Raw genomic sequence first — 14,394 nt, 5'->3', positions numbered from 1 at the left:
CCCGTCCCTCTCATCGCGCCTGCCGCCCGCCCGCTACTCCTCCTCGGGGGCCCGCCCCGCCCGCCTGCGCCCCCCGCCCCCGCCCCCCCCCCCCCCCACCGCGGCGATACCACCAGCGCCATGCCGAACCCCATCAGAGCCATCAGCGGGAATACCCCGATCCAGAAATTGTGGATGCCCCGATAGGCCAGCAAGGCAAGTCCGGCAAAGGCAAGAGCCACAACCAGACCGCCGCTGGCGATCGGAAAGCGAGGCCCGATGCGGTCGGACCACTGGCCGACCGGTCCGGACAACACTGCGATCAATGCCGACAGCGGCAGGAAGATGAAACCGACCTCGGCGGCGCTCAGCCCCCATCCGGCGATCATGAGCATCGGCAGATAGAACAGATTGGCCGACAGCGCGAAATAAAGGAAGAAGGTCGCCACATTGGCGCCCGCGAACGCGCCGATCCGAAACAACGACAGATCGATCATCGGCTCGCGCCGCCGGCGCTCGAAGACGATGAACACGACGAGCAAAACCGCACCGGCGGCAATACTCGGGCCGGACATCAGCCCCTCCCCGTCGCCGCTCATCGAGGTCAGACCGTAAGCGAGAGCTCCGAACGCCAATATGGCGAGTGCAGCGCCGCCGAGATCGAGGCTGCGCTTTTCCGCCGGCGCGTCGGCAGGGACCTTGGCCAGCAGAAGATAGACCGAGATAAGGCCGAGCGGCAGATTGATGCCGAAGATCGCCCGCCAGATGCCGTCGCCGAACGCCGACAGCACGAAGCCGCCCAGCACCGGGCCGAGCGCCGTCGTCAGTGCTGATGCTGCGGCCCAGATGCCGATCGCCCGGCCGCGTTCCTTTTTCGGATAGGCTTTGGCGATAATGGCCAGGCTGCCCGGCACCATGATGGCCGCTCCGACACCCTGGATAGCCCGAAACGCAATAAGCACCGCCGGGTTAGGCGCCAGCGCGCAGGCAAGCGAGGCGGCAATGAACAGGACGATGCCGGCGACGAAGGAGTGGCGCAGGCCGAAGCGATCGCCGGCGGCGCCGCCGACGAGAATGAGGGCTGAGAGTGTCAATGCGTAGGCATTGGAAATCCATTGTGCCTCGGCGAGGCTGGCGCCGAGGTCGACGCGGATCGCCGGCGTCGCAATGGCCAGGACCGACCCGTCGATGAAGCCGAGCGCAGAAGCCAGGATCGCGGCGATCAGCACGAACCGCCGCTGCGCCTGCGGACAGAACGTATCGGCGGGAAGTGAGCCGGTCAGGAGAACGGCGCCGGTACCGACTTTGGTTGGCGTGTGCATGCCGCCTTACCTAGATCGCCGGCGCGCCGCCGACAACCGGCCAGCAGGCTGTTCTCGTTGAAACCAGGCCGAACCTGGCCACACAGGCAGGATCACGCCGCTCAGGGTGCAAACGGCAAGTGCCGTGCTAAGCTTCTCGCAGCGCTACAGACAAGGGGGAATACCGCGTGAAACGGCCGCTCGAACCCTCGGCGGAAGGACGCGGGCGCGTCGTCGGCATCACCGACGGCGTGTTCGCCATCGCGCTCACCCTGATCGTTCTCGAGATCAGGGTGCCGGCGCATGAAACGGTGCATTCCGAACGCGAGTTGATCACAGCGATCACAGCACTGGCGCCGCGCTTCCTGACCTATGCGCTCAGCTTCCTGACGCTGACCATCTTCTGGTTCGGCCAGCAGGCGCAACACGGGCTGATTGCAAAATCCGACCGGCGGCTTGCCACGCTGAACCTCTGCTTCCTCGGCTTCATCGCCTTGCTGCCGTTCTCGACCGACCTTCTCGCCGACTTCCTCGAATTCAGGACTGCGGTGCGCGTCTACTGGTTCAATCTTTTGATGCTCGGACTGACGCTGCTCGCCAGTTGACGCTACGCGGACAAAAACGGATTTCTGGCCGAAGGTGTCGACGCGGAAACCACCCGAACGGTCTATCTGCGCATCGTCAAGGCACAGATCCTGTGGGCCGTCGGCGCTGCACTCTGCCTGATCAGCCCGTTGCTCAGCGTCGGCTTCATCCTGGTGGTGCAGCTGATCTATGCCGCAGCGCTGCGCGCGCCACTGCTGCGCAAGGTCATCGGGTGAATGGAGCGACGCCTGTCCGCTTTAGGTGTGTTGAGATTCAGGTCAGGCCGAGCCGAAAATGGTGGCTTCCGAGAACCGGAGCGGAGCGTACTTTTGGGTACGTGAGCACCGGAAGCGGAGGAAGCCGCCGTTTGCAGGCCGGCATCACCTGAATATCAACATGCCCTACTCGACGAACTCCACCGTAACGCCGGGCGTCACGATCTTGGCAAGCTCGCGCGCGTCCCAATTGGTCAGCCGCACGCAGCCATGGCTTTCGGTCTTGCCGATCTTGGACGGATCCGGCGTACCGTGAATGCCGTAGGTCGGCTTGTCCAGCGCAATCCAGACCGAGCCGACCGGGCCGTTCGGCCCCGGCGGGATGGTCAGGATCCTGTCGTTTTCGCCCTGCTTGAAATTGATGTTCGGGTTGTAGGTGTAGTTCGGGTCCAATGCGACACGCGACACCGCATGCGTGCCTGACGGCGACGGCGTGTCGGACGAGCCGATAGTCGCCGGATAGGCTGCGACCAGCTTGCCCGCCGCATCATAGGCGCGGACCTGCTTATTGGACTTGTCGGCGATGATGCGCGCCACCGGCGTCGCCACCAGCCTGCCGAAATTGGCGACCTTGATGATGGTGCCCGGACGGTTGAAATTGGCGTCCGGATTGAGCTTGTTCAGATAGGTTTCATCCATATGGAAGCGCTCGGCCAGCGCTTCGGGTACCGACGTGTAGCCCATCCGATCGAGCTGGGCCTTTTGGCTGTAGTCCTCCGGTATCGAGGCGACATAGGGACCGGCCGCATCCTCGGGCGTGATCGTATAGGAGGCGAAGGCATCGCCGCCGGATTGCGCCAGGGCCGCCTGGATGCCGATTGCGTCGGTCGATTTCAGATTGCTGCCGGTGATCTCATTATAGGCGGCGAGCGCCTTGTCGACATTCGAGCCGAAGCGTCCGTCGATGACGCCGGGCGATGCACCGGCACGGTCGAGCAGCACCTGCAGTGCCGCCACGTCCTCGCGGGCGCCGAGCGCAAGCGACGGGTCGACCGCCGTCTTGCCGCCAGTGCTTGGCGGCGGGGCTGTGTCTGGCGGTAAGGCCGCCTGCTCGTTCGGCACCGTCGGCTCGACCGGCTCGATCGAGGCCTCGTTGAGCGGCTGGCGCTCGATGGTGCGCGGCTTTACCGGCTGCGCTGCCTCCGGATAACCGTTGCCGTAGCCGTCATCCCGTGGCGCTTCTGGGAAGGCTTCCACCGAATTGTCGCCATAGGGGTCGTACTCGTCAGCCGGCGGTATGATGACCCTGCCCTCGTCTTCCATCTGCCTGCGGCGGAACCGCGCCGTGTCCTCAGGGTCGTCGAGATGATAGGGGTCGTCCTCGACCGGTCCGAGGTTGCGCAAGCGCTCGCGGCGCAAGGCGCGGCGGTCGAGCCTGGTCTGCGGCGGCTGGATGGCGATGACCTTGCCGGTCTCCGCATCGACGATGACGCGGTTTCCCCTGGCATCGTAGTAGATATCGAGATTGCCGTTCTGGGCGACAAGAATGCCGCCGCCATTGGCGGCACGAACCACCCGTGGCGCGGTATCCACTATTGGCGAGGCCATCGCATTCGACGCCAGCAGCCCGGCAGCAAGCGCTGAAAGGGTGAAGATGGTGCGCAACATGATGGCCAAATTCTCCGGTCCGTAATTGCCGCCGCCGGCATTGTCTCTTCAAAGCGCCGCGCGTCTTTTTCGACGCGCAAAGGACGCTCTAACGCTTTAAATCTCCGCATCGTGCTTTGCGAAAATCAAAACTCGATTTCGGGCCGATGTGGTAGGCGAACCCCTTCGCCAGCAAATCAGTTGCCAACGATAAGGTTCCAATATGAACCGGGCATGAAGATGGCGGATTTCTGACCGATTAACCGGCAGCGAGTCCCAATTCCTTGCGCGCCTGCTTCGTCAGCTTCAGCACGACAAGACGGTGGCTTTCGCGCAGGTAATCCTTCAGTGCGCCATCATCCATGCTTTCGCCGGTCTGGCGCTGGATCCATTTCATGCCGCGTGAGGCAAGATAGGGCGCGGGCCGAAGGCCCGGCTGCTCCCTCAGCACGTCATAGGCGATGTCGGAGCATTTGAAGGTAACGAACGGCTCCTTGCCCTCACTCCAGCCGCCGATCGCGAAGACCTTGCCGCCGACCTTCCAGACATGGGCGCCGCCCCACTGCACGACATGGGTCGCCGAAGGCAGCGAGGCGCAGAAGCTGTTATAGTCGTCCAGCGTCATCTGCGCCCCGCCAGTGATGTTGGACCATGAACCGAAGGCCGGCGTAACAAAAGGGTATGCCGGTTTTTCGGAAAGGATCATGGTCGAGATTGAAGATAGGAATTCCATCCCGATTCGATCGGGATGGAACAAGCTCTTGGCTTGAGCTCAGGCAGCCGCCTCGGTTGCCACGACCGCGGGCTTCGAGCGGAAGTTCAAGCGGTCGGAGCCGGCGGTGACCTTGACGGTTGAGCCGTCGAGGATCTCGCCGAGCAGGATCTTTTCCGCCAGGGGGTCCTGCAATTCCTTCTGCATCACCCGCTTCAGCGGCCGCGCGCCATAGGCCGGGTCGTAACCCTTGGCCGCCAGCCAGTCGATCGCCTCCTGATCGAGCGAAAGCGATATCTTGCGGTCAACAAGCAGGTTTTCCAGCCGCTTGAGCTGGATTTGGACGATCTGGCCCATATCCTGGCGGCGCAGCCGGTGGAACAGGATCACCTCGTCGATGCGGTTGAGGAATTCCGGCCGGAACGAAGCCCTGACGACATTCATCACCTCGTCGCGCACGACGTCGACATCCTGGTCCTCGCCGAGATTGACCAGATATTCGCCGCCGAGGTTCGACGTCATGATGATCAGCGTATTGCGGAAATCGACCGTGCGGCCCTGCCCATCGGTCAGCCGGCCGTCGTCTAGCACCTGCAGCAGCACGTTGAAGACATCAGGATGCGCCTTCTCGATCTCGTCGAACAGCACGACCTGATAGGGCCGGCGCCGTATCGCTTCGGTCAGCGCGCCGCCTTCCTCGTAGCCGACATAGCCGGGAGGCGCGCCGATCAGCCGGGCGACCGAATGCTTCTCCATGAACTCCGACATGTCGATGCGCACCATCGCGCTCTCGTCGTCGAAGAGGAAGCTGGCCAGCGCCTTCGTCAGTTCGGTCTTGCCGACGCCCGTCGGCCCGAGGAACATGAACGAGCCGAGCGGCCGGTTCGGGTCCTGCAGGCCGGCGCGCGCACGGCGCACCGCTTTTGACACCGCCTGCACCGCCTCGCCCTGGCCGACGACGCGCTTGCCGACCTCGTCTTCCATGCGCAACAGCTTGTCGCGCTCGCCTTCCAGCATCTTGTCGACCGGGATCCCCGTCCAGCGCGACACGATATGGGCGACGTGATCGGGACCGACCACTTCCTCGACCATGCCGGCCTTGCCGTCCCTGGCTTCAGCCTGCTTCAGCTGTTTTTCGAGTTCCGGGATCTTGCCGTAAGCAAGTTCGCCGGCGCGCTGGAATTCGCCCTTGCGCTGGGCAATGGCAAGTTCGTTGCGCGCCTCGTCGAGCTGCTTCTTGAGGTCGGCGGCAAGCCCGAGCTTCTGCTTCTCGGCCTGCCATTTCGAGGTCAGCTCGGTCGATTCCTCCTCCAGGTTCGAGAGTTCCTTCTCAAGCCGGGCGAGCCGGTCCTTCGAGGCATCGTCCTTCTCGACCTTGAGCGCCTCGCGCTCGATCTTGAGCTGCATGATGCGGCGATCGATCTCGTCCAGCGCCTCGGGCTTCGAATCGACCTGCATGCGGAGCCGCGAGGCGGCCTCGTCGACGAGATCGATCGCCTTGTCCGGCAAGAAGCGGTCGGCGATGTAGCGGTTTGACAGTGTAGCGGCCGCGACCAGTGCCGAATCCGAGATGCGCACCTTGTGGTGCTGCTCGTATTTCTCTTTCAGGCCGCGCAGGATCGAGACAGTGTCTTCGACCGTCGGCTCATTGACGAAGACCGGCTGGAAGCGGCGGGCAAGGGCCGCATCCTTCTCGACATGCTTGCGGTATTCGTCGAGCGTGGTTGCGCCGACACAATGCAGTTCGCCGCGGGCGAGCGCCGGCTTCAGCAGGTTCGACGCGTCCATGGCGCCATCCGCCTTGCCGGCACCGACAAGCGTGTGCATCTCGTCGATGAACAGAATGATGCCGCCGGCGGCAGACGTGACTTCGGAAAGCACCGCCTTCAGCCGCTCCTCGAACTCGCCGCGGTACTTGGCGCCGGCGATCAGCGACCCCATGTCGAGCGCCATCAGTTGCTTGTCCTTGAGCGATTCCGGCACATCGCCATTGACGATGCGCAGCGCCAGCCCTTCGGCGATCGCCGTCTTGCCGACGCCGGGTTCGCCGATCAGCACTGGGTTGTTCTTGGTGCGGCGCGACAGCACCTGGATGGTGCGGCGGATTTCGTCGTCGCGGCCGATGACCGGATCGAGCTTGCCCGCGCGGGCGTCCGCCGTCAGGTCGCGCGCGTATTTCTTCAGCGCGTCGTAGCCCTGCTCGGCGCTCGCCGAATCGGCGGTGCGACCTTTGCGTACGTCGTTGATGACCTGGTTCAGCGCCTGCGGCGTGACACCGGCCTTGGACAGGATGTCGGCGGTCTTGGCCGATTTTTCCATGGCCAGCGCCTGCAAAAGCCGTTCGACGGTGACGAAGCTGTCACCGGCCTTCTTGGCCAGTTCCTCGGCGGTCGAGAACACCTTTGCCAGCGGCTGCGCCAAATAGAGCTGGCCATTGCCGCCCTCGACCTTGGGCATTGCTTCCAGTGCCGTTTCGACGCCGAGCTTGACGTCACGGACATTGCCGCCGGCGCGCTCGATCAGCGACGCAGCCAGGCCCTCGTCGTCATCGACAAGGACCTTGAGAATATGCTCGGGGGTGAATTGCTGGTGGCTGCGGGAAAGCGCCATGGTTTGCGCGGACTGGATAAAGCCGCGCACGCGCTCGGAATATTTTTCAAGATTCATGCCTGTCTCCTTCCGTCACCGGCCCGCTTCGCGGCACCGGATCAGATTGCGGTGACGGACCCGCCCGTTCGAGCCGGATCCTGTTCACGCAAGATATGGGACGCAAACCATGGCCCCTCAAGACTCGACACTGGCGAACGCATAATATTCCGAGCGCGCAAACAAAAACGGCGGAGATTTCTCTCCGCCGCCTAGGGTAAACGATGCGCTAAGATCGCCTGAACGTTTCTTCGATCAATTCTCGACGTCGGCAATAATAGGTTGACCGCCTGCGTCTTCAGCCGGCGCTGCATCGACCTTGCCAGTCTCGGCACTGTCAGGGACGGCATTGTCGTTGCCGCCATTTGCCTGTTCGACATCGAGCCGCGGACGGCGCGGACGCCTGGGGCGGCGTGCCGGGCTGTTTTCGGCCGCGGCTTCGTTGAGCTCGGCCTGGGCGGCGAGACCCGCTGGCGAAAGGTTTTCGAATTGCGGTGCGGGCTCGCTCACAAAGACCGGCTCAGCGGCCGGCACGGGCTCCGCCTGCGCCGGCGTCTCGTCGCGCCGTGGCTGTTCGACGCGTTGGCCACCCTGCTGCTCGCCGCGCGCGCCATACTCGCCGCGCTGGCCGTTCTGGCCGTAACCGCCATTGGGGCGACGGTCGCGGTGGCGTCCGCCATTGTTGTCGCGGCCGTCACGGTTGTCGCGGCCGCCCCGATTGTCGCGGCTGTTTTCCTGGTTCAGCGCCAGCTCGGCCGGCGTGCCATCGATGACCGGCTGCGGGCCGGCCCCGTGATTGGCCGAAGCCGATGCCTCGTTGGCATTGTTGTTGCCGGCATTGTCGAACTCGTCGCGATCCTCGTCGCCGTCATCGTCGAAATCGTCGCGATTCTGCTGGGCGTTCTGGATCGGCATCTGCGCCTGAGCGGCTGCGATGATGCGGTTATAGTGCTCTGCATGCTGGAGATAGTTTTCCGCCATCACCCGGTCGCCGGAGCTTTGCGCGTCACGGGCAAGGGTTGCGTACTTCTCGGCAATCTGCTGAGCCGATCCGCGGATCTTCACGTCCGGGCCGTTGCTCTCATAGTTACGCGTCAGGGGATTTGGCCCCTTACGATTGTTGTTGTTATTGTTGTTGCCGCCGCCGCCACTGTTGTTGCGACCGCGCATGCGCCTGTTTTGCTGTTGTGGCCTCATTAGACTCTCTTCACTTTGAAATTTTCGAAAAACTCTTCACGAACGGAGGCGCTCATGCGGCCAGCCGTTTCGTTCCTTCACCGGCGTTCGCCCGCATCAATTGCGTTGGCGCCACGTGCCATCCTGTTCCGGTTACTTCACTTGCCGGACGATTCCCGCACGAAGCTTGGGCGTCGTTTGCGCAAGAAGGCAGCTATTTCCAAGGAAAACCGAATCGCTAAGAGCACTGCCTGCTTCGTCTCATCCGGTTAACGCGACCCTAGCCGCATTCCCCGGTATTGCCAAGCGCTTTTTTCGCACTGCATCACGGCTTCCACCGTTCGAACACAAGAACTCTGTCGTTTCCGCCGAGATCACGAAACACCCCGACCGAACGGTACCCGGCCGCGGAGAATATCTCCGTAACCTGTTGGTGCTGCGTATGGCCGATCTCGACCGCAATCCTGCCTTGGAGTTCCAAATACGCTGCCGCTCCCGCGGCGATCTTCCTGTAGGGGCTCAGACCGTCCACGCCGCCATCGAGGGCCTGGCGTGGATCGAAACCGCGGACCTCGTCCTGCAGATTTCCAATGTCGTCTGAGGGTATATAGGGAGGGTTTGCGACAATTACATGGTACCGGCCAGAAACTTTTTCAAACCAGTCGGATTTGAGTGGCGTGAACCGGCCGGCGAGCCCCAATTCCCCGGCATTACGCATGGCTGTGGCCAGCGCCTCCTGCGAAATGTCAACGCCGGTGGCGGTCGCGGCCGGAACGGCGCTGAGCAGCGCCAGCGCGATGGCACCGGTACCGGTCCCTAGATCGAGGATGCGGCAGTCGCCCTCGCTTGCCGCCATTGCCTTGACGAAGGGCAGTATAGCCTCGACCAGCGTTTCGGTATCCGGCCGCGGCTCCAGCGTTTGCGGCGAAAGCGACAGGCGCAAGCCGTAGAATTCGCGATAACCGAGGATGCGGTGCACCGGTTCGCCGGCGATGCGCCGCCGCAAGGCGGCTTCGATTACCGCCGTCACGTCCGCATCGACAGCGCGCCCGGGATCGGCGATGGCCTGCGTGCGACTGGTGCCGGAAAAATGCTCGACGATCAGCCTGGCATCGAGCGCCGGATCCGCGATCCCGGCTGCGGTGAGCCGGTTTCGCGCCTCCCGCAGCAGCGGCGCCAGCGTGGCGGGCAGGCTGTCAGCCATCGATGCCGATATCGGCGAGCAGCTTCGACTGGTGATCGGCGATCAGCGCGTCGATGATCTCGTCGAGTTCGCCCATCATCACCCGGTCGAGCTTATAGAGCGTCAGGTTGATACGATGATCGGTGACGCGACCCTGCGGAAAATTATAGGTGCGGATGCGTTCCGAGCGGTCGCCCGAGCCGACCTGCGACTTGCGCGATTCGGAACGTTCCTCGTCCGCCTTGCTGCGCTCGAGGTCGTAGAGCCTGGCGCGCAGGATCTGCATGGCCTTCGCCCGGTTCTGGTGCTGCGACTTTTCCGCCTGCACCACCATAATGCCGGTCGGCAGATGGGTGATGCGCACGGCCGAATCGGTGGTGTTGACGTGCTGGCCGCCGGAACCCGAGGCGCGCATCGTGTCAATGCGGATGTCATCGGCCCTGATGTCGATGTCGACCTCTTCGGCTTCCGGCAGCACCGCGACCGTCGCCGCCGAGGTATGAATGCGTCCGCCCGCTTCGGTCGTCGGCACGCGCTGCACCCGGTGCACGCCGGATTCGAACTTCAGATGGGCAAAGACGCCCTTGCCCGAAACGGTGGCGATGATTTCCTTGTAGCCGCCGACCTCACCCTCGCTGGCCGACACCGTCTCGAAACGCCAGCCATGCGCCGCGGCATAGCGCTCGTACATGCGAAACAGGTCGCCGGCGAAAAGGGCCGCCTCGTCGCCGCCGGTGCCGGCGCGGATCTCGAGGATGGCGTTCTTGTCGTCGGCGGCATCCTTGGGCAACAGCAGGATTTGGATGTCCTTCTGCAGCGCCTCGATGTGATGCTTGACCCCTGGCAGGTCGGCCTCGGCCAAGGCCCGCATCTCGGCGTCGGTGCCCTTGTCGGCGAGCATCGCCTCCAGATCGGCCTGTTCGCGCTCGGCGGCGCGCAGCGCCCTGATCTTTGCCACCATCTCCTGGATGTCGGCATATTCGGAGGCCATCCTGACATAGGCGTCCGGCGCTGGCCCGGCCGACATCTGCGCTTCGAGCATGTCGAAACGCTTGACGACTTGATCCATACGGTCGCGGGGCAGGTTGATCATGGCGAAGTCTATAGCGGTATAGAGCGGTCGTCGGCAAAGGCTTGCAGCAGCGCCCGCATCGGCAGGCCATGCGCCGGCGCCATCAGATTGTCGTCGAAGAACGCTTCCAACTCGCTGAGCGGCAGTTCCGTCAGCATCGCCTTGACCGGGCCGATCGATGCCGGCGACATCGAGATCGAGCGGTAGCCAAGGCCGATCAGCGCCATCGCCGAGATCGGCTTGCCGGCAAGTTCGCCGCACAAGGTCACCGGCGTCTGGTTGCGAGCCCCGGCATCGGCAATTTGCTTCAAAACACGCAGGAACGGCGTCGACAGCGGGTCGAAGCGGTCGGACAATTGGGTGTTGCCGCGGTCCACCGCCATGACGAACTGGAACAGGTCGTTCGAGCCGACCGAGACGAAATCGACCGCCTTCATCAACTCGTCGAGCTGGAACAGCAGCGACGGCACCTCCAGCATCGCCCCCACCTTGAGGCTGGTCGGCAAATGATGGGCAAAGCGCGACAAATGCCGGACCTCGCGGTCGATGATCTCGCGCGCCTGCGCGATCTCGCCGAGTTCCGTCACCATTGGCAGCATCAGTTTCAGTTCGCGTCCGCCGCACGCCTTGAGCAGCGCGCGGATCTGGGTGCGCAGCAATCCTGGCCGGTCGAGCGTCAGGCGGATGGCCCGCCAGCCGAGAGCCGGATTTTCCTCCTGGATCGAGCCCTTGAAATAGGGCAGCACCTTGTCGCCGCCAATATCGATGGTGCGGAACGTCACCGGCTTGTCGCGCGCCGCCTCGAGCACGTCACGGTACAAGCGCTCCTGGGCTTCCGCGCGCGGAAAGGTCGAGGCGACCATGAATTGCAGCTCGGTGCGGAACAGGCCGATGCCGGCCGCGCCCGCTTCGGCCAGTTGCGGCAGGTCGACCGCCAGCCCGGCATTCATCAGAAGGTCGACCTGGACACCGTCCTTGGTCACCGACGGCTTCTTGCGCAGCTCGCGGTAGACCTCCTGCCGGCGCGCCCGGAAACGCACTTTCTCGGCATAGGCCGCCTCGAGGTCGGGCTGCGGGCGCAGATGGATCGCGCCTTCCTCGCCGTCGACGATGATGGCATCGCCGTTTTCCGCCATGGAAACGGCGCCCTTCATCTGGCCGGCGACCGGTATGCCCATGGCCCGCGCCACGATGACGACATGGCTGGTCGCGGCGCCGTCCTCCAGTACCAGCCCGCGCAGCTTGTCTCTGGGATAATCGAGCAGCTCCGCAGCACCCATCGAGCGGGCGACGATGATGGCGTCCTTGGGCAGCGAGGCCGCGACGTCCTCCGGTCCGCGCCCCATCAGCTGCCGCAGCAGCCGATTGGCGAGATCGTCGAAATCGCTCATCCGTTCGCGCAGATATGGATCGGTCATGTGCAGCATGCGGGCACGCATGTCGCTCTGCACCTTTTCGACCGCCGCTTCGGCGGTCAGGCCGTTGCGGATCGCCTCCTCGAGCCGGCGCACCCAGCCGCGGTCGTTGGCGAACATGCGATAGGCTTCGAGCACCTGGCGATGCTCGCCCTCGAAGGCGACGTCGCGGCGCTCCAGCATGTCGTCGATGGAGAGCCTGAGCGAGCCGAGCGACGCGTCGAGCCGCCTGACCTCTTCCTCGCTGTCCTCGTTGAAAAGATTGGTGACGACGATGCGCGGCTCGTGCAGCACCACATGGCCGAGACCGACGCCTTCGTTGAAGGATAGGCCGGTAAAGCTTACCGGGCGGCGCAGATCGAGCTCGAGGCCGGGCCTTGTCAGCCGCTCCAGATCACCGGTGGCGATCATCTCGGCGATCACCATCGCCGTTGTTTCCAGCGCCTCGACCTCGTCGTCGCGATAATGGCGCATGGTCTTGTTCTGCACGACCAGGACGCCGAGTGTCCGCCCTGCCCGCAGCACCGGCACGCCGAGGAAGGAATTATAGATTTCTTCCCCTGTCTCCGGCAGGTAGGCGAAGGCAGGATGCTCCTGTGCATTGGAGAGGTTGAGCGGCCGCGCCGAGGCCGCGATCGTGCCGACCAGGCCTTGGCCCAGCCTGAGCTGCGCCAGGTGGACGGCGTTCGGGTTCAGGCCTTCGGTGGCGTAGAGTTCGAGCACCGAATCGGCGCGCAGCACATAGAGCGAGCAGACCTCGGCAACCATGTTGGAGGCGATGTCGCGCACGATTCGGTCAAGCCGCTCCTGCGGCTCCAGCGGCTCTTGCATGAGCTCGCGGAGCCGTTTCAGCAAAACGCGCGGGCCACTGGCCGAATCACGCATCGCGGCTTCTTCTCCAATAGCGTTTCAACCGGTGCAGGTTGCCCTGCACAGCGGCACAAACGCAACAACTCAATTAGAGCGCCATCGTCCAATTGGACGCATAAAGACCGCTCCAAGATTTTCGATCCGCTGCATCCTGCCTTTCGAAAATCGATTCCGATTTTCGGGCCGATGCAGTCCGCTACTGCTTATCCAGACCGTACACGGAATGCAAAGTGCGAACTGCTAGTTCCGTATAGGGACCGTCGATCAGGATCGAAATCTTGATTTCGGACGTCGTGATGGCGCGGATGTTGATCGCGCGGTCGGCCAGCGCCTTGAAGGCGGTGGCGGCGACGCCGGCATGGCTGCGCATGCCGATGCCAATGACCGAGACCTTCGACATGCCGGCTTCCGACTGCACCACGTCGTAGCCGATCGTCGCCTTCAGCCGCTCGAGCACGGCGAGCGCCTTGTCGACGTCGCCGGATGGCACGGTGAAGGTCATGTCAGTGAACTTGCCGTCCTCGGAGATATTCTGGACGATCATGTCGACATTGATGTTGGCCTCGGCCAGCGGCCCGAAAATGCCGGCGGCGACGCCCGGCCGATCGCCGACGCGGCGCAACGAAATCTGCGCCTCGTCCTTGGCGTAGGCAATTCCGGTGACGACCTGCTGTTCCACGATCTCTTCCTCGTCGCAAATAAGCGTTCCCGGCGGATTAAGCAAATCCCCCATTCCTGGTGCGTCGGGATCGTCGAAGGACGACCGCACGAAAGTACGCACCCTGTGCACCATGGCAAGCTCGACCGAGCGCACCTGCAGGACCTTGGCGCCGAGCGAGGCCATTTCGAGCATTTCCTCGAACGAAATCTTGGCCAGCCGCCGCGCCTTCGGCTCGATGCGCGGATCGGTCGTGTAGACCCCGTCGACATCGGTGTAGATATCGCAGCGGTCGGCCTTGACCGCTGCCGCGATGGCGACAGCGCTGGTATCGGAACCGCCGCGGCCGAGCGTTGCGATCCGGTTGTCCGGCCCGATGCCTTGGAAACCGGCGACCACCGCCACCTGGCCTTCGCCGAAGCGCTTGATCAGGAATCCGCCGTCGATATCGAGAATGCGCGCCGCGCCATGCGCGTTGTCGGTCTTGATCGGGATCTGCCAGCCTTGCCAGGAGCGGGCATGCACGCCGATATTCTGCAGCGCGATCGCCAGCAAGCCGGCAGTGACCTGCTCGCCGGACGCGACTACGGCGTCATATTCACGCGCATCGTGCATCGGCGAGGCCTCGCGCGTCCATTGCACGAGCTCGTTGGTCTTGCCGGACATCGCCGAGACCACGACGGCGACCTCATGGCCGGCGTCGACCTCGCGTTTGACATGACGCGCCACATTGCGGATGCGGGCGATGTCGGCGACGGAGGTTCCGCCGAATTTCATCACGATGCGCGCCATAGAAGCGAAATGCCTTTGACTGGATGCCGGACCGGAGGCCGAAAAGCGGAAAAATGCGCCAAGCTGTGGCCGGGCGCTCAATGCGCGGCCTCCTTAGCCAAATGATAGCGGTTTCGCAAGGCGGTGAGGATTCCGTCGCCTTG

The 14,394-nt window shown here is 63.7% G+C and carries 10 protein-coding genes; 1 reads left to right on the top strand and 9 read right to left on the bottom strand.

Features of this window, described 5'->3' with window-relative positions; genetic code table 11:
- Positions 1–1,301: MFS transporter (locus NKJ20_RS10285; protein ID WP_352743878.1), on the bottom strand; the 1,301-nt coding region annotated here is incomplete at its 3' end.
- A gap of 167 nt (positions 1,302–1,468) precedes the next feature.
- On the opposite strand from NKJ20_RS10285, the gene NKJ20_RS10280 reads away from it, so the two are divergent.
- Positions 1,469–1,885 carry a TMEM175 family protein gene (locus tag NKJ20_RS10280; RefSeq protein WP_352743876.1) on the top strand — a complete coding sequence of 139 codons (417 nt, stop codon included), beginning with the start codon at positions 1,469–1,471 and terminating at the stop codon, positions 1,883–1,885.
- Positions 1,886–2,266: 381 nt separating this feature from the next.
- Here NKJ20_RS10280 and NKJ20_RS10275 read toward each other — a convergent pair whose 3' ends face one another.
- The 8 genes from NKJ20_RS10275 to NKJ20_RS10240 all read right to left on the bottom strand — a co-directional run bounded on the left by NKJ20_RS10275 (position 2,267) and on the right by NKJ20_RS10240 (position 14,251).
- Positions 2,267–3,748: a L,D-transpeptidase family protein gene (locus NKJ20_RS10275; protein WP_352743874.1), complete on the bottom strand. Its 1,482-nt coding sequence runs from the start codon at positions 3,746–3,748 to the stop codon at positions 2,267–2,269.
- 238 nt (positions 3,749–3,986) lie between these two features.
- Positions 3,987–4,352 (bottom strand): MmcQ/YjbR family DNA-binding protein, encoded by a 366-nt coding sequence (locus NKJ20_RS10270; RefSeq protein ID WP_352456638.1) that lies wholly within the window; start codon positions 4,350–4,352, stop codon positions 3,987–3,989.
- Positions 4,353–4,499: 147 nt separating this feature from the next.
- On the bottom strand, positions 4,500–7,106 hold the full coding sequence (clpB, locus tag NKJ20_RS10265) for an ATP-dependent chaperone ClpB (protein WP_352453085.1): 2,607 nt from the start codon (positions 7,104–7,106) through the stop codon (positions 4,500–4,502).
- Positions 7,107–7,340: 234 nt separating this feature from the next.
- Positions 7,341–8,282 (bottom strand): DUF4167 domain-containing protein, encoded by a 942-nt coding sequence (locus tag NKJ20_RS10260; RefSeq protein WP_352453084.1) that lies wholly within the window; start codon positions 8,280–8,282, stop codon positions 7,341–7,343.
- A gap of 304 nt (positions 8,283–8,586) precedes the next feature.
- Positions 8,587–9,465 (bottom strand): peptide chain release factor N(5)-glutamine methyltransferase, encoded by an 879-nt coding sequence (gene prmC / locus NKJ20_RS10255; RefSeq protein WP_352503220.1) that lies wholly within the window; start codon positions 9,463–9,465, stop codon positions 8,587–8,589.
- Positions 9,458–10,537: a peptide chain release factor 1 gene (gene prfA, locus NKJ20_RS10250; RefSeq protein ID WP_352453082.1), complete on the bottom strand. Its 1,080-nt coding sequence runs from the start codon at positions 10,535–10,537 to the stop codon at positions 9,458–9,460. The genes prmC and prfA overlap by 8 nt, the downstream gene beginning before the upstream one ends.
- Positions 10,538–10,545: 8 nt before the next feature.
- Positions 10,546–12,816, bottom strand: coding sequence for a phosphoenolpyruvate--protein phosphotransferase (ptsP, locus tag NKJ20_RS10245; protein ID WP_352453081.1), 2,271 nt, complete (start codon positions 12,814–12,816; stop codon positions 10,546–10,548).
- Between the two features lie 181 nt (positions 12,817–12,997).
- Positions 12,998–14,251: an aspartate kinase gene (locus NKJ20_RS10240; protein ID WP_352471486.1), complete on the bottom strand. Its 1,254-nt coding sequence runs from the start codon at positions 14,249–14,251 to the stop codon at positions 12,998–13,000.
- Between the last annotated feature and the right edge of the window lie 143 nt (positions 14,252–14,394).

The organism is Mesorhizobium sp. M0185 (genome assembly GCF_040322175.1).
In the GTDB taxonomy this organism is placed as follows: Bacteria; Pseudomonadota; Alphaproteobacteria; order Rhizobiales; family Rhizobiaceae; genus Mesorhizobium.
This window is presented reverse-complemented; position numbering and strand designations above follow the sequence as displayed.